18 protein-coding genes are annotated in these 19,059 nt (G+C 49.4%); all 18 read left to right on the plus strand.

All coding sequences use genetic code 11. The features are described 5' to 3' along the window. Positions 1-31 precede the first annotated feature (31 nt). The 18 genes from MOMUL_RS03045 (at position 32) to lonC (ending at position 19,054) form a co-directional block, all read left to right on the plus strand. On the plus strand, positions 32-1,849 hold the full coding sequence (locus tag MOMUL_RS03045; RefSeq protein WP_062281277.1) for an adenine deaminase: 1,818 nt from the start codon (positions 32-34) through the stop codon (positions 1,847-1,849). A 52-nt stretch (positions 1,850-1,901) separates the two neighbouring features. Next, positions 1,902-3,356, plus strand: a complete 1,455-nt coding sequence (locus MOMUL_RS03050) for a purine-cytosine permease family protein (protein ID WP_084785417.1) — start codon at positions 1,902-1,904, stop codon at positions 3,354-3,356. 57 nt (positions 3,357-3,413) lie between these two features. Further along, the gene (locus tag MOMUL_RS03055; protein ID WP_062281280.1) at positions 3,414-4,151 is read left to right on the plus strand and encodes a cyclase family protein; all 738 of its coding nucleotides are present in this window, start codon (positions 3,414-3,416) and stop codon (positions 4,149-4,151) included. Positions 4,152-4,858: 707 nt separating this feature from the next. Then, positions 4,859-6,682, plus strand: coding sequence for an adenine deaminase (locus tag MOMUL_RS03065; RefSeq protein ID WP_062281283.1), 1,824 nt, complete (start codon positions 4,859-4,861; stop codon positions 6,680-6,682). Positions 6,683-6,761: 79 nt separating this feature from the next. Then, positions 6,762-7,667 (plus strand): glutamate formimidoyltransferase, encoded by a 906-nt coding sequence (gene ftcD / locus MOMUL_RS03070; protein ID WP_062281286.1) that lies wholly within the window; start codon positions 6,762-6,764, stop codon positions 7,665-7,667. A gap of 9 nt (positions 7,668-7,676) precedes the next feature. After that, positions 7,677-8,294 (plus strand): cyclodeaminase/cyclohydrolase family protein, encoded by a 618-nt coding sequence (locus tag MOMUL_RS03075; protein WP_062281289.1) that lies wholly within the window; start codon positions 7,677-7,679, stop codon positions 8,292-8,294. A 154-nt stretch (positions 8,295-8,448) separates the two neighbouring features. Beyond that, entirely contained in the window at positions 8,449-9,015 is a 567-nt protein-coding gene (locus tag MOMUL_RS03080) for a hypothetical protein (RefSeq protein ID WP_062281291.1), read from the plus strand. An 85-nt stretch (positions 9,016-9,100) separates the two neighbouring features. Further along, positions 9,101-10,846 carry an ABC transporter ATP-binding protein gene (locus MOMUL_RS03085; RefSeq protein WP_062281294.1) on the plus strand — a complete coding sequence of 582 codons (1,746 nt, stop codon included), beginning with the start codon at positions 9,101-9,103 and terminating at the stop codon, positions 10,844-10,846. Continuing rightward, positions 10,833-11,615, plus strand: a complete 783-nt coding sequence (locus tag MOMUL_RS03090) for an energy-coupling factor transporter transmembrane component T family protein (RefSeq protein ID WP_062281296.1) — start codon at positions 10,833-10,835, stop codon at positions 11,613-11,615. Before MOMUL_RS03085 ends, MOMUL_RS03090 begins: the two co-directional genes overlap by 14 nt. 6 nt (positions 11,616-11,621) lie before the next feature. Continuing rightward, positions 11,622-12,392: a creatininase family protein gene (locus MOMUL_RS03095; RefSeq protein ID WP_064774316.1), complete on the plus strand. Its 771-nt coding sequence runs from the start codon at positions 11,622-11,624 to the stop codon at positions 12,390-12,392. Between the two features lie 13 nt (positions 12,393-12,405). Next, positions 12,406-13,002 carry a cysteine hydrolase family protein gene (locus tag MOMUL_RS03100; protein ID WP_062281302.1) on the plus strand — a complete coding sequence of 199 codons (597 nt, stop codon included), beginning with the start codon at positions 12,406-12,408 and terminating at the stop codon, positions 13,000-13,002. Between the two features lie 13 nt (positions 13,003-13,015). Next, on the plus strand, positions 13,016-14,299 hold the full coding sequence (locus MOMUL_RS03105; RefSeq protein WP_062281304.1) for a UbiD family decarboxylase: 1,284 nt from the start codon (positions 13,016-13,018) through the stop codon (positions 14,297-14,299). A gap of 209 nt (positions 14,300-14,508) precedes the next feature. Continuing rightward, a complete protein-coding gene (gene rpsF / locus MOMUL_RS03110) occupies positions 14,509-14,805 on the plus strand; it encodes a 30S ribosomal protein S6 (protein WP_054937886.1) in 297 nt (98 codons plus the stop codon). Positions 14,806-14,828: 23 nt separating this feature from the next. Continuing rightward, the gene (locus MOMUL_RS03115; protein WP_062281307.1) at positions 14,829-15,269 is read left to right on the plus strand and encodes a single-stranded DNA-binding protein; all 441 of its coding nucleotides are present in this window, start codon (positions 14,829-14,831) and stop codon (positions 15,267-15,269) included. Positions 15,270-15,288: 19 nt separating this feature from the next. Further along, positions 15,289-15,516, plus strand: a complete 228-nt coding sequence (gene rpsR / locus MOMUL_RS03120; RefSeq protein WP_054937888.1) for a 30S ribosomal protein S18 — start codon at positions 15,289-15,291, stop codon at positions 15,514-15,516. 124 nt (positions 15,517-15,640) lie between these two features. Next, entirely contained in the window at positions 15,641-16,627 is a 987-nt protein-coding gene (locus MOMUL_RS03125; RefSeq protein ID WP_153018205.1) for a YybS family protein, read from the plus strand. Positions 16,628-16,633: 6 nt separating this feature from the next. Further along, positions 16,634-17,086, plus strand: coding sequence for a 50S ribosomal protein L9 (gene rplI / locus MOMUL_RS03130; protein ID WP_062281314.1), 453 nt, complete (start codon positions 16,634-16,636; stop codon positions 17,084-17,086). A 3-nt stretch (positions 17,087-17,089) separates the two neighbouring features. Next, entirely contained in the window at positions 17,090-19,054 is a 1,965-nt protein-coding gene (lonC, locus tag MOMUL_RS03135; RefSeq protein ID WP_062281317.1) for a Lon family ATP-dependent protease, read from the plus strand. The last annotated feature ends 5 nt before the right edge of the window (positions 19,055-19,059 follow it).

Consider the following 19,059-nt stretch of genomic DNA (forward strand, 5'->3'; position numbering starts at 1 on the left):
TTGCTATATAAGGCTTAACGGAGGTGGAAATATGAATTTAAGCCAGGAAGAGCAAAATCTTATAGAAGAGCGATTTCGGGCAATAGAAGTTTTACTTTCTCCGCAAAAGTTCGCTACTAAGGTCTTAAAGAACGCCCGCGTAGTTAATGTCTTAACCAGGGAAATCTACAGGGCGGATATTGCTATCAACGGGAAAGTAATTTTAATGATTGGTGATTGTAACAACTTGATTGGACCGGAAACAGAGGTCATTGATCTGAACGGGAAGTATGTAACACCGGCTTTTATTGACGCCCATATGCATTTTGAGAGTGCCATGCTCACGATTACCGAATTTACCAGGATATCCTTGCCCACAGGCACTACCTGTCTGATATGTGATCCCCATGAGATAGGCAACGTCCTGGGACCAGAAGGGGTAAGGGCCATGGCCGCCGAAGCTGCCCTTATGCCTCACCACGTATTCTTACGCATCCCCGCTTTAACACCCGACTCACCGGGGTTGGAAACGCCGGGTTATCATATAACTTCACGGGAAGTACCGGAAATGTTGTCTTACCCATCTGTTTCTGGCATCGGCGAGATCCAGGGGGTCAGCGCAATTAAATTTGTTTTTGCCCACAACCCGGACGTGATTAAAGATACCCTGGCTTCTACCATATATGCCCGCTCTATAGGCAAAGGAGTTGACGGCAACGCACCGGAGCTGTTCGGCGCCGAACTTGCAGCCCATATCATTGCCGGAGGTACGGACGTATCCTGCCACGAAACCACAACCAAAGAGGAAGCCGTGGAAAAACTGCGCTACGGCGTGTACATGCTGATGCGCCAGGGCTCGACCCAAAGCAATATGCCTGAATGCATTCGTGCCATCACCGAGGAGAAGCTCGATTCGAGAAGAGCCATCTTGGCAACCGACGACATGCTGGCCGAAGACATTGCCAAAACCGGCCACATGAACGACATCATCCGCCGCACCATTCGGGAGGGCGTGGACCCGGTAGAAGCCATTCAGATGGCTACCATCAATCCCGCTACCTGGCTTGGCCTTAAGGACATCGGAGTTCTCGCCCCCGGCAAACTGGCTGATATAGCTGTTATCGAGGGTGAACTCAAGGACATGAACGTGAGCATGGTCTTCCTGGGCGGCAAGAAGGTAGCCGAAAACGGGAAACTGCTCATTGACATCCCCAGCTACACCTACCCTGACCAGGTCAAACATTCGGTAAAACGCGGTCACATCAGCCCGTCTGACCTGAAGGTGTCGGCTAAGGGCGATAAGGCTAAGGTTCGGGTTGTGGGCCTGATACTCGACCAGAACCTGACCGACGCCGTCGAAGCCGAGGTTAAGGTCGTTGACGGCTACTGCGTGCCCGATCTGGAGAACGACATTCTGCCCATGTGCGTGGTGGGCCGGCACGGACAGCCTGATATAGGCAATGGATTTGTCAAGGGCTTCGGCTTAAAGTGCGGTGCCATAGCGGAAACGGTTTCTCATGACACCCACAACATAATCGTCATGGGTACCAACTACGAAGATATGGCCTTGGCTGTAAACCACGTCATCGATATGCAGGGAGGCGTGGCTGTGGTCAAGGACGGAAAGGTTATCGGCGATCTGCCTCTCAGGGTGGCCGGCCTGATCACCGACGAGATGGATGCCTTCACCTTGAGCGATACCATGGCCCGTTTGACCGAGCTTGTAAAGACCGAACTGGGATATAAAGCACACGCTCCCTTTATGCACCTGGCTTTCCTGTCCCTGACCACCAGCCCGAAATGGAAGATGACAGACAAAGGGTTGGTTGACGCCAACAATTACTGCGTAATCCCGGTGGTTATCGAATAGACAGGACAGAATAGATAGACAGAAGTCGCTTAAAGAGAGGGGAGGAAACAGAATGGCAGATGCAGCAGGCAAAATTGTTGAGGCTGATAAAGTAGGCAGTATAGAGCAGCACGATATACGCCCCATACCGCTTTCGGACCGGCACGGGTCGGCCAAAGACCTGACCCGAATGTGGTTTGGAGCCAACACCAACTACGTGGTTTTGCTTACCGGTACCGTGCCCATCACCATGGGGCTTGGCCTCTGGGATTCAGTCCTAGCGGTACTTATAGGAAACATTTTGGGCTGCATAGTTTTGGGTCTATCTTCCATCATGGGGCCGAGGACGGGCAGTGCGGGCATAATCTGCTCCCGGACCGCGTTAGGACAGGCAGGCTCTTTCTTACCCGTGTTTATCAGTACCCTATCGGTTCTGGGCTGGTTTTCCATCAACTCGGTGGTGGCTACCGATGGGTTAAAGCAGATCATAGTAACCTTCGGGGCCGGGGATACCCACATTCTGATGTGGATATGCCTGGCCGTGGTGCTGGCCGGAGAAATCTTACTGGCCATCTACGGTCATGCCACGATTATTGCAGCTGAGAAGTACATGGCTGTGATTTTGGGCTTGTTATTTGTGGGGCTGCTCTTCTTCGTGGTTCCACACGTCGACTGGAACTGGGGAACCAGCATCAAGGAAGGACCGGGGGTTTCCGTCACCGGAACCTGGCTGGCGGCCATGGGCATAATATTCGCCTACCCCATTTCTTGGACCAACTTTGCTTCCGATTACAGCCGTTACCTGGATCCTGACACCGATTGGAAAGAAGTGGCTTTCTATGCCGGACTCGGACAGTTCCTCGCTCTCACCTTCTGTGAGCTGATCGGGGTTCTGTTTGCAGTAGCAGTTAAAGGCGCCCTGGGAGCTGACCCGGTAGCCAAATTGACCAGCGTCCTGCCTACATGGTACCTGGTTCCCTTCCTTATTGCGGTCATGCTGGGTTCCATAGCCACCAACGTGCCCAATGGATATACGGCAGGATTGGGAATACTATCCCTGCGTATTCCGCTGTCCCGTGTGCAGTCGATACTGCTCATTGGGGCATTCACCCTCGTTTTCCGAATCCTGACCCTGCTCTACGGTCACTTCTTCGACCTGTACCAGCAGTGGCTGACCTACATCATCATTTGGACCTGTCCGTGGGTGGCGATCGTGGTGCTCGATTACTTCATGAGAAAAGGCAATTACGTGGCCAAAGACCTTATGAAATGGAAGGAAGGCGAGTACTGGTACAACGGCGGTGTGTTCTTGCCAGGAGTTATCGCATTTATCGTGGGTTTGGGCGTAGCTATCCTCTTCTCCAACTCCTCGATGTACACCAGCCCGCTGATGACCAAGTATTTTGGCGGCGCCGACCTGAGCTTTGAGGTGGGTATCCTGGTAGCCGGACTTCTCTACTGGCTGCTGGCCAAAGGGCATGACACCTTCAAGCGTGCCCGCGCCTTAAACGGCTCCGTTTGGGAGTAGTTTAAAGATGTAGTTAAAAATAGTGGTTAGTTTTACAAAAAGAAAGGAGTGTCACGAATGATTCAAATCGATCCGCGTAACTTTAACCAGAAGTACGAGATCATCGACTTAAGCCAACCCATTTACCAGGGCATGCCGCTTTTCCCCATGCACCAGAAGACATTTATCATGAAGAACATGACGCATGAGGAGAACCAGGCCATGACCGGTTCCCCTACCCTCGGCTTTTCCGCCAGGAACCTGCTGATCAGCGAGCATGCCGGAACGCACGTCGACGCCGTATGGGAGTTCCTTCCTTCCGGTCCGACAATCGAACAGATGGGGTTTGAATTCTTCATCGGCGACGCGATCTGCGTTGATCTGCGCCATGTTCAGTATCCGAAATACATTGAGCCCGAAGATCTTAAAGAAGCGGTGGAAAAGGCTGGCCTCGAGATCCGCAAGGGGGATATCTTCCTCATGTGGACCGGTCACTATGACCGGTATTATCCGGGTCAGAGATATGCTGAAGGACCTTACACCGGCGTATCCGAGGCGGCAGCAGTCTGGCTAGCCGAGCAGGGAGTTGTCAACATCGGCATCGACGCTCCGGCCATCGACCTAACTCCGGACGATCTCAAGTTCTCCGGCCACTGGGTGTGCGGGCGCTACGGCATCACCGACAGCGAGCATTATGCCAACCTGGGTAAGGTAGCGGGCAAGCGCTTTATCTACATCGGGCTTCCCTTAAAGATCAAAGAGGGAAGCGGCTCCCCCATCCGCGCCATCGCCTTGCTGGAGAAAGAGAACAAGTAAGAGACAGTAAATAAATAATTGGGCAAACAGGTGTCGGGCGAAAGCCTCGGCACCGATTATGCCCATAAATACACAGTAAAAATTTAAAACATCTAGTGCCGCTCCAAAAAAATAATTTAAGATAAAGGATGATTTTGGGATTTTACCTCGAACTCTTCCCTAAAGGGAGGAGAAAGACCATGTACCTGTATGTTCGCCCATTATCAACGGAAGAAAGGCAAACCTTATTGCGGTGCTCGGTAGTCAGGCAGCCAACCTCGGCATAAAGGTCCTGGATTTGCTTTTCGTATTGAGCCTTTATGTTTTCAAGATTTTTTTGCTCATCGGTGAAGAAAGATGGCAACTTTTCTAGCACCATATTTCTCCAGCGGTTAAGGATGGATGGGTGAATACCGTATTCAGAAGATAACTGGGAAACAGACTTCTCTTCTTTAAGAATTTCCAGTAAAACTTTGGCCTAAAATCTGTTGGATATTTTTTCCGTACACTCATTTGACGCTTAGGCCCCCCTGTTTTTGTGTCTAGTTTTCTGGGTCCATTATAGAAAAAAAGCGGATATAATTTCCGGTTCACAGTCCTGATTTATAAAAATAGCGGAAATATCTTCCCCTATTTGTTTTTAATTTGCAACCCCTATCGATCGGCTAATAAGATGTTGCCTGGCCTGGCACGAAACTTGCTATATAAGGCTTAACGGAGGTGGAAATATGAATTTAAGCCAGGAAGAGCAAAATCTTATAGAAGAGCGATTTCGGGCAATAGAAGTTTTACTTTCTCCGCAAAAGTTCGCTACTAAGGTCTTAAAGAACGCCCGCGTAGTTAATGTCTTAACCAGGGAAATCTACAGGGCGGATATTGCTATCAACGGGAAAGTAATTTTAATGATTGGTGATTGTAACAACTTGATTGGACCGGAAACAGAGGTCATTGATCTGAACGGGAAGTATGTAACACCGGCTTTTATTGACGCCCATATGCATTTTGAGAGTGCCATGCTCACGATTACCGAATTTACCAGGATATCCTTGCCCACAGGCACTACCTGTCTGATATGTGATCCCCATGAGATAGGCAACGTCCTGGGACCAGAAGGGGTAAGGGCCATGGCCGCCGAAGCTGCCCTTATGCCTCACCACGTATTCTTACGCATCCCCGCTTTAACACCCGACTCACCGGGGTTGGAAACGCCGGGTTATCATATAACTTCACGGGAAGTACCGGAAATGTTGTCTTACCCATCTGTTTCTGGCATCGGCGAGATCCAGGGGGTCAGCGCAATTAAATTTGTTTTTGCCCACAACCCGGACGTGATTAAAGATACCCTGGCTTCTACCATATATGCCCGCTCTATAGGCAAAGGAGTTGACGGCAACGCACCGGAGCTGTTCGGCGCCGAACTTGCAGCCCATATCATTGCCGGAGGTACGGACGTATCCTGCCACGAAACCACAACCAAAGCTGAAGCCATAGAAAAACTGCGTTACGGTGTTTATCTATTAATGCGCGAGGGATCAACCCAGCGCAACATGGCTGAATGTATTAAAGCTCTTACTGAAGAAGGTTTCGATTCGCGTCGTATGATCCTGGCTACCGATGACATGCTGGCGGAAGATATAGTCAAAAGCGGCCATATGAACGATATAATTCGCCGTACTATCCGTCAGGGTGTAGGTGCTGTAGAAGCAATACAAATGGCGACTATTAATCCGGCCACCTGGTTGGGCTTAAATCATCTTGGTGTCCTGGCGCCGGGGAAACTGGCAGATTTGGTAGTTATCGCGGGTGAACTCGAAGATATGGAGGTAGAGGCGGTTTACCTAAAAGGTGAACTTATAGCGAAAGATGGCGAGTTGCTTATTGATTTACCGCTATATACTTATCCTCCAACAGTAAAAAAATCTGTCAAACGGGACTACGTCTCAGCCGCAGAGTTGATGTTGCCTGCAAGGGGCACCAAAGCCATAGTACGCTGTATAGGTCTTATACCCGATCAAAATCTGTCCCACGCTATCGAAGTTGAAATGAAAGTAGACAATGGCTATATTCTCCCTTCTTTAGACGAAGATTTGTTGCCTATTGCCGTAGTAGGGAGGTACGGGCAAAAGGATATAGGAAGGAGCTTTGTGAAAGGGTTTGGCCTTAAAAATGGAGCGTTTGCCGAAAGCGTGTCCCATGACGCCCACAACATCATAGTTGTAGGTACAAACTATAACGATATGGCCGTGGCGGTTAATCACGTCATTAAAATGCAGGGGGGTGTGGCTGTAGTAAAAGGCGGCAAGGTCCTGGGAGAGCTTCCACTGGAGATTGGAGGTTTAATGACTGATGCCCTAACAGCTCATGAACTAATAGCCAGGACGGCGTTGCTGCATCGCTTGGCCGCAGAAGAACTTGGGTGCAAGGTACACGCTCCTTTTATGCACCTTGCTTTTCTCTCCCTTACCACCAGCCCCAAATGGAAGCTTACCGATAAAGGTGTAGTGGATGCCAATAATTACTGCGTACTTTCAGCGATTAAGGAGGTTTTATAAAGAGGTAAATATGACCCACGAAGAAAATCAGCTGTAGCTATTTTAACTGACGAGGATTAAGACAGTGGAGGGCCGCTAAGTGAAGAAATATATCCACACAGTACCTAATTTTAGTGAAGGTCGCAGGAAAGAAGTAATTGAGGCGATCGTAGGGCAGTTTAAGGACATTCCCGGGGTAAAACTCATCGACTATTATCCCGATCCCGATTTTAACCGCACTGTCATTGAAGCGATAGGAGAGCCGGAACCTTTAAAAAGGGCCCTGCTTAATATGACCGGCAAAGCGGTAGAATTGATTAATATGGAAGAGCAAAGCGGCGCCCACCCCCGGATAGGAGCCCAGGATACTATCCCCTTATTTCCACTGAAGAATATATCCTTAGAAGAATGTAAGCTTCTGGCGGAAGAACTAGGAAAGGAGATTTACGCCCGTTTTCAATTGCCAGTTTACTTGAGCGGGGAAAATGCCCGCACTCCGGAAAGAAAAAGCCTGGACTTCATCCGCCGGGGGCAGTACGAGGGGTTAAAAAAAGTTGTACATTTGCCGGAAAGGGCTCCGGACATCGGGCCGGCTGCCCTGCACCCAACTGCCGGGGCGGTCATTGTCAGCGCCGGTACCAGGCCCCTGGTAGCTTATAATATCGTTCTCAATTCCAGTGACTTGAGTTTGGCGCAGGGGATAGCTAAAGCGGTCCGCGGGCCAAGCGGGGGCTTCAGTACTGTGAGGGCTGTGGGCCTCAGATATGAAGAGCGCGACCTGGTTGCGGTATCGATGAATATTTTTGATTATGAATTGACCCCTCTTTACCGAACCTTTGAGCTGGTAAAAAGAGAGGCTGCCCGCTATGGAGTAACGGTTCTGGAGACCCAGCTTGTGGGAACCGTTCCCCAGGAAAGTTTAATCATGGTGGCTGAGTATTTCTTACAGCTTAAGAGTTTCAAGCGTAACCAGATACTGGAGAACAATTTATTTGATCTTAATTAGGAGATACCTATGCTTGCTGGAAAAAGCCTTATCGATTTTGCTGCCCAGCTTTCATCAACGGCGCCCGTACCCGGAGGGGGAACCGTAAGCGCCCTGTGTGGCTACCTTAGCGCCGCCCTGGCTCTTAAGGTATGCTATTTAACGCTAGCAAAGGAACAATATGAAGCAAGCCATACCGACATGCATAAAGTGGGAGGTGAGATTGAAGAGTTAAAAGTCGAACTGCTGGGTTTAATGGATGAAGACGCAGCTGCCTTTGCTGGAGTAATTAATGCTTACCGGTTACCCAGAAGAGATCCCTGTGAAGCAAATAAACGTAAGGAGGCTATTAAACAGGAAACTTTAAAAGCAGCGTTCGTACCTTTACGTACCGCCGAGAAGTGCTTGCAGTTACTCAAAAAAATACCGGTGGTTATCGACAAAGGCGTTCCCGGCGCCGTAAGCGATGCCGGGGTCGCTGCCCATCTGGCTGCTGCCGGCCTTGAAGGGGCGCTGCTAAATGTGGCAATTAATATCAAAGGGATCAAAAAAGAATATGTCCTCGAGCTGGAACAAAGGATAGCACAAATAAATGAAGAAAAACAAGATTTAATGAGTCACCTTTTACGTACCCTGAAAATGGGGTAGTATTTACCATTATATCATATCCTTCTGAAGGCGCCGCCTAGGCGGAATGCGCCTTTATTATGGCAATGGTGTTTGACTGAGGGGTAACGGGGCCCTTTGTAGTGAAACAGTCTACAAAGGGCCTATTTTTATAAAAAAACGAGGAGGGTAAAGCATGACTAAAAAAAGTAAAGTCACTACTGCAGGTCTCGTATTCATGGTAATTTGGGGTGTATTAACGGGGGTTCTCTGGGCCTACGTTAACCCCATTACCCTGGTTCCCGGGGTAATCCATTTGCGTATTTTTGCTTTTCTACCAGCGGTAATAGGGATCTTTTTTGGTCCTATTTCCGGTTTCGCCTCCGGGTATATTGGCACCCTGGTCTGGTCGCTACTTAGCGGTGCCTTTATCCCCGCCCACACACTGCTAGTGGATGGGATCATGGTAGGGTTCACGGGCTGGTTACCGGCAATTATGGTCGGCAAAGGCAGAACACTGGAGGAAATCGCTACCGATAAATCACTGGTATGGAAATCGGTTTTGTGGTGTGGCCTTTCCGGAATTGCCATGATAATAGCCGTTTCCCTGAGTTTATCTATCCTGGGCATCTTTGATTTCCGGTGGGCATTATTCTGGCTGGGCTTAAGCGATGTTCCTCCATTAATGATCGGTACACCGGTAATAGTCAAGATGTTTATCAAACGCCTGTCCAGGATCGATGTCTCTAATATCTCAGCCTGAATACTCCTGGCAGGGAAGGTTCGACCAGGGCTTTCCCTGCCAGGCAAGCAATATATCTGTAGGGTTACCATTTAGGAGGATTAACATGGCCATCCTGGAAGCGAAAAATTTGTCTTACAGATTTAGGCCCGGCTCTCCGCAGGTGATCAAGAGTATATCCCTGACCATAAATGAGGGTGAAGTAGTAGGCATATTTGGGCGCAGCGGTTCAGGAAAATCCGTTTTCGGTTATATATTAAGCGGCATCATACCAAATTTTTACAGGAACGGCATAATTGAAGGCGAACTAAAAATAGCCGGTACTAATGCTTTCCAGGTTAAAGATGCAAGCAATGTGCTAGTAGGCATGGTAATGCAAAATCCTGAAACCCAGCTTTTTGGCTTTAGAGTAGAAGACACTCTGGCCTTTGGCATGGAAAACCTCGGCTTATCCCGCGAAGAAATGGGTAAGAGGATTGAACGCGTATCTAAGCAGCTCCAAATTGAACATCTTTTAAACAGATTTACAGGCGAGCTATCCGGTGGCCAGAAGCAGTTATGCTGTCTTGCCTCCATACTGGCTATGGAACCGAAGGTTTTAGTTTTGGACGAACCGGTTTCGGCCCTGGACCCGGGGGGCGTCCTTCTGATTCAGGAGGCCGTTGCCCGGCTGAAACGTGAAGGCCGGACTATCATCGTTATTGGTAACAACGCGGGATGGGTGGCCCCCCTGCTTGATCGAGTTGTCGTTATGAATCAAGGAGAGATAGTTTTAGATAACCAGGCCGAGGAATTTTTTGCTGATAAAAATAAAGTTATTGCTTCCGGCATCACTACCACCCAAGTAAATGAGTTATACCATACCCTGGTTGAAAAGGGATACCGGTTACCTGTTTTCGTTAGTTACGCAGAAGCTAAACGCTACCTATGGGAAAAGAACATCATAAGGAAGAATACAACATTAAGGACAAGGTCTGTTAATTATAATAACGCTATTAAAGAGAATCCCAAGGCACCGTCTTTAATTTCTATAAGAGAACTCTCCTTTATGTACGGCCAGTTCAAGGCCCTTGAAGGTATAAATGTTGATTTACAAGGGGGTCGCATTATCGGTTTAATTGGCCAGAACGGCTCGGGAAAAAGCACGTTATTAAAGCATCTCAATGGCTTGCTGAAACCAACCCGGGGAACAATCGAGGTTAATGGAAAAAGACCTGATCAAGAAACTATTGCCGCGATGGCTAAAATTATAGGTTTTGTTTTCCAGAATCCTGACCAGATGCTCTTTGAAGAGACGGTCTACGATGAAGCAACTTTTGGCATTAGGGCCATTTATAGACAAGTAAGTCCCGAACAAAAGGAGACAGTGGAAAAGCTCCTGGCAGAATTCGGCTTGCTGGAGTATCGCGAAGAATTACCGGTAAATTTATCAGCCGGCCAAAAAAGATGGTTGATGATTGCCTCCGCTGTAGCTGTTAACCCTGCCGTTCTAGTTTTAGACGAGCCGACCAATGGTATGGACAGGTTTGATAAAGAAAAGCTGGCAATGTTAATCAAGGAATGGAAAAACGCTGGTCGTACCATAATAATTGTTTCCCATGATTTGCCTTTCCTGGCTGATTTAGTAGATACAGTTTTGTTGCTAGATAAAGGAAGAGTGAAAGCATGCGGCACAATTAGAGAGATATTTAGTCAGAGGGAAATATTTGCAGAAATCAATATCCCTTTGCCTGAAATTACCATGCTGGGTTTGGAAGCCGGGGCGCCGGCCATTTTAAACGTCGACGAATTCATTGACTCTTGCTTAACAAATGCTACAGAGAGGGAGGAGATGGGGTGTGCAGTTAGCTAGCTACGTTGAAAAGGAATCTTACTTTCATAGTCTTGATCCCCGGGTAAAAATAATATGGTTCATAGTTATAACCATTGTGGCATTAGCATTCCGGACATTACCTGTGATGGTATTAGTTGTGCTAAGCTTGCTGGGAGCCTGGCTGTCGGCAAAGATTTTACCGGAAATATTATCTTTAATGCGCAAAGCCCTACCGCTTCTGAGCATTGCGACTGTTACCTGGATGATATTTGGTGCCTTAAAGCCTGAAGGAGGTGAAGTTTTATTCTCTTTGGGGATCCTGCAACTAGAGAGAAATGATATTTTAAAGGCCATTACTGTCGCCTTGTACATCTTTATCACTATAAGTGTGTTTTATACCGTGATCCTGACGACGGATTTTAGTGAACTGGCCTATGGTTTATCAAAACTGGGATTGCCTTATACTTTAACCTTTATGATAGCCCTCATTTTCCAAACTATTCCTTTGTTAAGCGGTGAAATTACGACTATATTAAACGCTCAAAGGAGCCGGGGGTACGAACTTGACCAGGGTGGCCTGATAGAAAAGTATAGGAAGTATGCTTCAGTTGTTTTTCCTTTTGTTATGCGCGCAATTAATCTGGGTAAGAACATAAGTATTGGTCTCCACGTGTACCAGTTTGGCATCGGGAAAAAGAGGATGAACTACAAAGAACTTCAATTAACCGGCAATGACTATATATTTATAGGGCTATTACTGCTCTTTATTTTAACTATAATTACAGTCAGTCTGAGATATGGAGGGTAAGTGGAAATGGCCAGGTTATTAGAAGAATTAACTTCACAAGAGGTAGATGCGTTTAACAGGGAAGAAACCATCGTTTTACTTCCAGTAGGAGCTACAGAACAACACGGTAAACATTTACCAGTAGGAACAGACACTATGATTTTAAAATCAGTTCTAGAACGCGTATTAAAAGATATTGATCCAGAAATACCACTATTGATAACCCCCGTTATACCGGTTGGCAAGAGTAACGAGCACCTGAATTTTATTGGTACCATTTCTTTTTCGTATGCAACATTAAGGGGCGTGATAGAAGATATATGTAAAAGCATTGCCCGGCATGGATTTAAAAAGATAGCTATTTTTAACTCCCATGGCGGCAATACAGATACCTTGACATCTTTATGCCGGGATTTGCGGGATCAATTGAATGTCCAGGTGTTTGTAATTGACTGGTGGTTTACTAATTTCTGGGAGGATATCTTGAAAGAAATTCAAGAATCTCCTCGAGATGGCGTGTTCCACGCCTGCGAATTGGAAACCTCTATTATTATGTACACTTTTCCTCATCTGGTTAAAAGAGAGCAAATTGTTGCCAGCTTTCCCCCCGAACCATTACGTAGCAACAAATATGTTACCATTTTTGGCCCTGTAACTATGGGGTGGAGAACTGAGGACATCTCGGCTAACGGGGTTATAGGTGACCCGACCAAGGCTACCTCCGAAAAGGGACGTCTTTTAGTAGAGTTTGCGGCCAGGAAGATTATTGAAATTATCCAGGAAATCCAGTCGTTATAGGGAGGGGCTGTAAATGTATAAAAAAGAGGATTGTGCTTTGCTTGTAATTGATATGCAAGCGGATTTTATAGAGGCGGGCGCTCCCATCGAATGTCCTGGCGGTCGTGAGATTATACCACGATTAAAAGAATTAATCTCTTTTATGCGCGCCCAGAATATTCCTGTAATTTATACCCAGGAAAAGCACAGGCCGGAAAGGGTTGACTTTGGTATGGAATTGGAACGCGAAGAGCCGGAGCACTGCCTGGAACAAACGAAGGGAGTAGAATTTATCGATGAACTCAGGCCGGAACAGGGAGATTTTATTGTTGCTAAGCGCAGGTACAGCGGCTTTTATTTGACCGACCTGGAAATCTTGCTTAAAGGGCTCAAAAGGAACACTGTTATTATTACCGGTGTTGCGACTAACGTATGTGTTTATGCTACTGCTCTGGACGCCCAGCAACGTGATTATCGTGTCGTAGTAATTTCTGATTGCGTTGCTGGTACCGATAGGGAATTACATCGCGCTTTTTTAAGAAATATCGAGTACGTGCTTGGTGAAGTCATTACCTCAGAAGAAATAATCAAGAGGCTTTCTACCCCGGGTAGCTCTATACATTCTTGTTAAAGGGGAATTATTTATGCAGGAAGGTCTCAGAGATTACCTGCGTAACCTTTACCACAAAAATAAATTGGAAGAAATAGAGGACATTTCTATAGAAGATATCCCCAATTTAATATTTGCTAACAGGAAAAGCCCACAAACAATCTGGATAAAAAAAGTTAGAGGGTTTGAAAGCGGCTTTTTGTTTAACGTATTAAGCAGCAGAGATCATTATGCGATAGTTTTTGGTTGCACCATACACGAAATATGGCCCGCCTATCTCAAGCGCCTGGCAAACCCCGTAAAACCGGTATTAATAAAAAGCGGCAGTGTTCAAGAGGTCCAGTATATTGGCTCGCAGGTGGATTTGTACAAGCTGCCTGTTGTAAAATATAATGCTCTGGATGCCAGTCCTTATATTACTGCTGGTGTGGTTCTGGCCAGGGATCCGGAAACAGGAATACGTAACGTTTCCATACACAGACTTCAGGTCCAGGGGAAACAACAATTGGGCATTCGCCTGGAACCCGGTTCCCATCTGGAATTAATCCGTAAAAAAGCTGGAGAACTAGGGAAAAGAGTTGAGGTAGCTATAACAATTGGCAACCACCCCGCGGAAATAATAGCTGCTGTAAGTAAAGTTCATTTTGGGTTTGATGAACTGGAGATTGCCGGTGCCATAAGGGGTGAACCTTTGCAGTTAACTAAATGTGTTACTATCGACGCAGAAGTACCGGCCTGGGCCGAAATTGTTTTAGAAGGTTATATAGATCCAGAGGACGATGCTCCTGAGGGACCATTTGGCGACTTTATGGGATATTACGTACCGCGCGGCGAAAATCCAGCTATTCATTTGACGGCAATTACGCATCGGGAAAATCCTGTTTTTCAAGGAATAAGGGCGGGTTCCCTGGAGGATAGTTTATTGCTGGCGCTTTCCAGGGAAGCCGCTGTTTTTAAAGCGCTAAAAGAGGAAGGTATAGATGTAGCAGGCGTTAACCTATCGCCTGTAGTTTTAAATGGGGTTATTTCATTAAGGCCTAAAGATAAGGCCGAGGTGCGCAGGGCTTTGGAAATTGCCCTGGAACAGGCGCCATGGTTAAAATATTGTGTCGCAGTTGACCCGGATGTAGATATTTTTAACTGGGAAGACGTCTTGTGGGCGTTAGCTACTAGGAGCTCCCCGGATAAAGCCATTGTTTTTAATAATACTAATGGTTTTCCCAGGGACCCATTTAATGTGCATCGGGCTAAACTAATTATTGATGCCACCATACCGGCTGGCGCGGGTAATGCCTTTAGACGGGCTATACCCCGATGAACCTTTCATAGCCCTGCGACGGCGGTATAACTAGTTGCCTCTTTTTTTTCTTAGCCCTTAGCATTTTATCTTTTTTAGGTATGCGTCAGGCCTGTTTGGCAAATCTCAACCTTGCCCTCCGGGATCAATTATGCTATAATCAACCGGAAAAGCTTCCCTGCTCCACCGGCGGGTGGGGCCATAAGTCCACAGGGAGGAGGTGCTGTCATTTGCGTAATTACGAAGTTGTTTTCGTAATTAAGCCCGACCTGGAAGCCGAAGCTACTGCCGCAGTGGTAGAGAAATTTACCAGGCTGATAGCTGATCAGGGCGGCCAGGTTACCGAGGTAGACCAGTGGGGCAAAAAGCGGATGGCCTATGAGGTGCGCAAGTACCGGGAGGGCTATTATGTCCTCATGAAGTTTAAAGGTACGCCGGCCGTTGCCCAGGAACTGGAGCGGGTATTAAAGATTACCGACGAGGTAATTCGCTACCTGATAACGCGCCTGGAAGAAGAAGCCAGCTAAAAGATAAAGGCGGTGGGAGAAGGATGTTAAACCGGGTAATTTTAATTGGCCGGCTGACGCGGGACCCCGAACTGCGCTACACGGCCAGCGGCGTAGCGGTAACAACCTTTACCCTGGCTGTGGATAGGAATTATGTCAACCAGCAGGGTGAACGGGGTACTGATTTTATCCGCATCACCGTATGGCGGAAACTCGCGGAAACCTGCGCCAACCACCTGAACAAGGGCCGCCTGGTAGCCGTTGAAGGCCGCCTCCAGACGCGTTCCTATGAAACGCCCGACGGCCAGAAACGCCAGGCTACCGATGTGGTAGCCGACGATGTCCGTTTTCTGGACTGGCCTAAGGATGGAAAAGGTCCTACCGGCTTGGGTACCGGTACCGGTATGGGTGCTGATAGCTTCAACCAGGATTTTAGCGATATCGGCACGGAAGTAGATATGGGCGAAGACGATTTGCCCTTCTAGCGAGAGAGGTGAAATAAGATTGCGGCGTGACAAGAAACGTTCCCGGAAGCGGGTTTGCAGTTTCTGTGTCGATAAAATCGAACAGGTAGACTACAAAGATGTAAACCGCCTCCGCCGCTATATCAGCGAACGGGGTAAGATTTTACCCCGCCGTATTTCCGGCAATTGCGCCCATCACCAGCGCCAGCTGACCACGGCTATCAAACGGGCGCGGGCCCTGGCCCTGTTGCCATACACGGTCGAATAATAACGGCCAAGTTTCAGGAGGGAGGACAGCAACTCCCTCTTTTCTATATACGCCGTTAGGGGGAGTTACCCCGCCGGCGCAAAGTACTGGAGCTAAAATCAGGGGGAATTTGGGTGATAATTACATGCACACCGAAGGTAGGGTAGCAGCCCTGGCCGAAGGAGCCCTCATGGCAGCCCTGACGGTGGTACTGGTGCTAACGGGGTACTTTATCCCCCTTTTTCAGGTATTCACCAATATTATCTGGACGGTCCCCATTGTCGTCCTCATCGTGCGCCGCAGCTTACGCCTGGGGGTAATGGCCACCTTGGTGGCCGGCCTGGCCATAGCTTTTTTTACCGGTCCGGTAAATGCGGCGTTGCTATTTATCCAGTTTGCCGCCCTGGGACTGGTCTATGGTTACCTTTTCAAGGTCAAGGCCCGGCCCGGCCAGGTGCTGGCAGCGGGGGCGGTTGTTGCGCTCTTTTCTTTGCTTTTGAGCCTTGGCGTGACCTCAAAATTAACAGGGCTACCCCTGGGGGGGCTGCTCCAGGAATTTGAGGCTACAGTTAATTATACCCTGGAATTTTACCGCCGTACGGGGATGCTGGAGCATATGGGTAAATCGGGGATGACCCCGGAACAGTTCCAGGCCGCCCTGACCACCATGATCAATCTCCTAAAACTCCTGTTACCGGGGATTTTAATCTCTGCTTCTATCCTGGCCGCCTTCGTTAATTACCTGGCAGCTGAAAAGATCCTGCAACGCCTGGGCCTTATCGAGAGGGGGCTACCGCCTTTCCGTTACTGGCAGTTACCCTGGTACGCCATCTGGGGGGTAATTGCCGGCCTGGGTCTATGGCAGCTGGGAGATTATTATGGCCTGGCTTTTGCCCGGCAGGCGGGGGTGAATATCCTTTATGTATATTTGCCCCTGCTGGTGGGTAACGGCCTGGCAGCAGTGAGCTTTCTTTTTTACCAGCTGAAACTGGCTCCCTTTCTCAAGGCGGTGCTGGTGATTATTGCCCTGCTGAATGTGCCGGTGGCCCTGGTTTCCCTGGTAACCTTGGGCTTATTTGACCCGTTTTTCAGCTACCGGCGGCGCATCAATACGGCTGGTAAAGGAGAGTGAAGCGTGATGAAGGTTATTTTAACTGCTGATGTGCCCAAACTGGGCAACCGGGGGGCAGTAGTGGAAGTAGCCGAGGGCTACGCCCGTAATTATCTCTTACCCCGGGGCCTGGCGGTGGAAGCTACTGCCGGGCGCATGAAGGAATTAAACCGGGAAAAGAAACGCCAGGAAGAGAAAAAGAGCCAGGAACTGGAACAGGCCCGGCGCCAGGCCGGCCAGCTCAACGGCGCCCTGGTCCAGGTGACCACCCGCGCCGGTGATAAGGGCAAACTTTTTGGTTCGGTTACCAATAAAGAAATAGCCCAGGCAATTAAAAACACTTTTCATCTGGACATCGACAGGCGTAAAATAGATCTTAAAGAGCCCATCAAGGCCCTGGGTAATTATGAAGTTACCTTGAAATTGCATCCTGAGGTCCAGGCCCGCCTGCGGGTACAGGTGGTGGCAGAGGGGAGTTAAGCCATGTCAGAAAATATAACCGCAGCTATTGACGCCGGTAAAGAAGTCCTGCCAGTCCTGGCCAGTGACCGTCATTTGCTGGAGCGCCAGGTGGCCGCTTTATACGGTGTTTTATGTGATATTTACGGCACGGACAAAGTAGTTTTAAGGGCCAGCAAGCTGGAAGCCCTGGATTTAATCCGTTCCGGCGACCTGGCGGCCAGGGTCCTGGCCCTGGAAAAATTGATCTATGAGGACCCCACCATCAATGATTTGCCGGCCGAAGAAGAGATACCCCAGGTCCTGACAGCCCTGCAGGAAGAATTAGCCGACTTTATTGCCCGGCGGACGGTGGAAGAAAAGCTGGAGCAGCGCATTGCCGAAAGGATGCAGGAGCGCCATGAAGAGTATATCCAGGAGATTCGCCGCCAGGTTCTAAAGGAAAATAACGGGCCGGAAAACGCCCAGACCCTTAAAAAACTGGCTATTCTGGAAAAGATGTCCCGGATAACCCTTTCCCGGACGGCCCTGGAAGCCCTGCGGCCCCGGCGCCTGGAGGAAATCGTCGGCCAGGACCAGGCCGTGCAGGCCATACTCGCTAAACTCGCTTCTCCCTTTCCCCAGCACATGATTATCTACGGCCCGCCGGGGGTAGGGAAAACGACGGCGGCCCGCCTGGCCCTGGAAGAAGCCAAGAAGATAAGCAGTTCCCCCTTTAAACCCCAGGCGCCCTTTGTTGAGGTGGACGGTACCACTTTGCGCTGGGATCCCCGGGAAGTGACCAACCCTCTTTTGGGCTCGGTCCATGATCCCATTTACCAGGGAGCGCGGCGGGACCTGGCCGAGAGCGGGGTGCCGGAGCCCAAACTGGGGCTGGTGACGGAGGCCCATGGCGGCATACTCTTTATTGACGAGATCGGGGAAATGGATCCCCTGCTCCTCAACAAGCTCCTCAAGGTCCTGGAAGATAAGCGGGTAGAATTTGATTCCTCCTACTATGACCCGGGCGATGAAAGTGTGCCCCGTTATATTAAAAAACTCTTTGAAGAAGGAGCCCCGGCTGATTTTATCCTTATCGGCGCTACGACCCGGGAGCCGGAGGAACTGAACCCGGCCCTGCGCTCCCGCTGCGCTGAGGTGTTTTTTGAACCCCTCACGCCGGCCCACATCCAGACCATTATTAAAGAAGCCGCGGGCCGGCTGGGGGTTAAACTGGAACCGGCGGTACCGGAACTAATCTCCGAATATACCATTGAAGGCCGCAAGGCCATCAATATCCTGGCAGAAGCTTACGGCCTCAGTCTCTACCAGCAGCAGCGGAAGAAAGGCCGCCGGCGCCGGCTGATTACGGTAGACCATGTCATGCAGGTCTTAAGAAGCGCCCGCCTGACGCCCTATACTACCGTTAAGGCCAAGGATACGCCGGAAGTCGGCCGGGTGCTGGGCCTGGCCGTGGCCGGCTTTGTGGGTTCGGTCCTGGAGATTGAGGCCATGGCCTTCCCGGCCCGGGAACCGGGGAAAGGCAACATCCGCTTTAATGAGACGGCCGGTAGCATGGCCCGGGACTCCGTGTTCAATGCCGCCGTGGTATTTCGCCTGCTGACGGGGGAGGATTTATACAACTATGACGTCCACGTTAATATTGTGGGCGGGGCCAATATCGACGGTCCCTCGGCCGGCCTGGCCATTACCGCTGCCATTATCAGTGCCGTCCAGGAGCGGCCGGTGCGCCAGGATATCGCCGTGACGGGGGAAATCTCCATCCAGGGAAAAGTCAAGCCGGTAGGCGGGGTGCTGGAGAAAATCTATGGCGCCAAGCAGGCCGGGATGAAAATGGTTTTAATCCCGGCAGAAAATGCGGCCGAGGTGCCGGCCAGCATAAAGGGGATTGACATCCGGCCCGTGGCTACTGTGGCCGAGGCCCTGGATTACCTGCTGCTGGCGACGGCCAAGGCAAAAGGCCGGCGGCGGTCGCGGGCGGGAGCCTGAAAGCT

It is taken from the genome of Moorella mulderi DSM 14980 (assembly GCF_001594015.1).
In the GTDB taxonomy this organism is placed as follows: Bacteria; Bacillota; DSM-521; order Neomoorellales; family Neomoorellaceae; genus Neomoorella; species Neomoorella mulderi.

Excerpts from the sequence above, each read along its gene's own strand:
- MOMUL_RS03045 (WP_062281277.1), top strand. The coding sequence starts at position 32 with ATGAATTTAAGCCAGGAAGAGCAAAATCTTATAGAAGAGCGATTTCGG.
- MOMUL_RS03050 (WP_084785417.1), top strand. The coding sequence starts at position 1,902 with ATGGCAGATGCAGCAGGCAAAATTGTTGAGGCTGATAAAGTAGGCAGT.
- MOMUL_RS03055 (WP_062281280.1), top strand. The coding sequence starts at position 3,414 with ATGATTCAAATCGATCCGCGTAACTTTAACCAGAAGTACGAGATCATC.
- MOMUL_RS03065 (WP_062281283.1), top strand. The coding sequence starts at position 4,859 with ATGAATTTAAGCCAGGAAGAGCAAAATCTTATAGAAGAGCGATTTCGG.
- MOMUL_RS03075 (WP_062281289.1), top strand. The coding sequence starts at position 7,677 with ATGCTTGCTGGAAAAAGCCTTATCGATTTTGCTGCCCAGCTTTCATCA.
- MOMUL_RS03080 (WP_062281291.1), top strand. The coding sequence starts at position 8,449 with ATGACTAAAAAAAGTAAAGTCACTACTGCAGGTCTCGTATTCATGGTA.
- MOMUL_RS03085 (WP_062281294.1), top strand. The coding sequence starts at position 9,101 with ATGGCCATCCTGGAAGCGAAAAATTTGTCTTACAGATTTAGGCCCGGC.
- MOMUL_RS03095 (WP_064774316.1), top strand. The coding sequence starts at position 11,622 with ATGGCCAGGTTATTAGAAGAATTAACTTCACAAGAGGTAGATGCGTTT.
- MOMUL_RS03100 (WP_062281302.1), top strand. The coding sequence starts at position 12,406 with ATGTATAAAAAAGAGGATTGTGCTTTGCTTGTAATTGATATGCAAGCG.
- MOMUL_RS03105 (WP_062281304.1), top strand. The coding sequence starts at position 13,016 with ATGCAGGAAGGTCTCAGAGATTACCTGCGTAACCTTTACCACAAAAAT.
- MOMUL_RS03115 (WP_062281307.1), top strand. The coding sequence starts at position 14,829 with ATGTTAAACCGGGTAATTTTAATTGGCCGGCTGACGCGGGACCCCGAA.
- MOMUL_RS03125 (WP_153018205.1), top strand. The coding sequence starts at position 15,641 with ATGCACACCGAAGGTAGGGTAGCAGCCCTGGCCGAAGGAGCCCTCATG.
- rplI (WP_062281314.1), top strand. The coding sequence starts at position 16,634 with ATGAAGGTTATTTTAACTGCTGATGTGCCCAAACTGGGCAACCGGGGG.
- lonC (WP_062281317.1), top strand. The coding sequence starts at position 17,090 with ATGTCAGAAAATATAACCGCAGCTATTGACGCCGGTAAAGAAGTCCTG.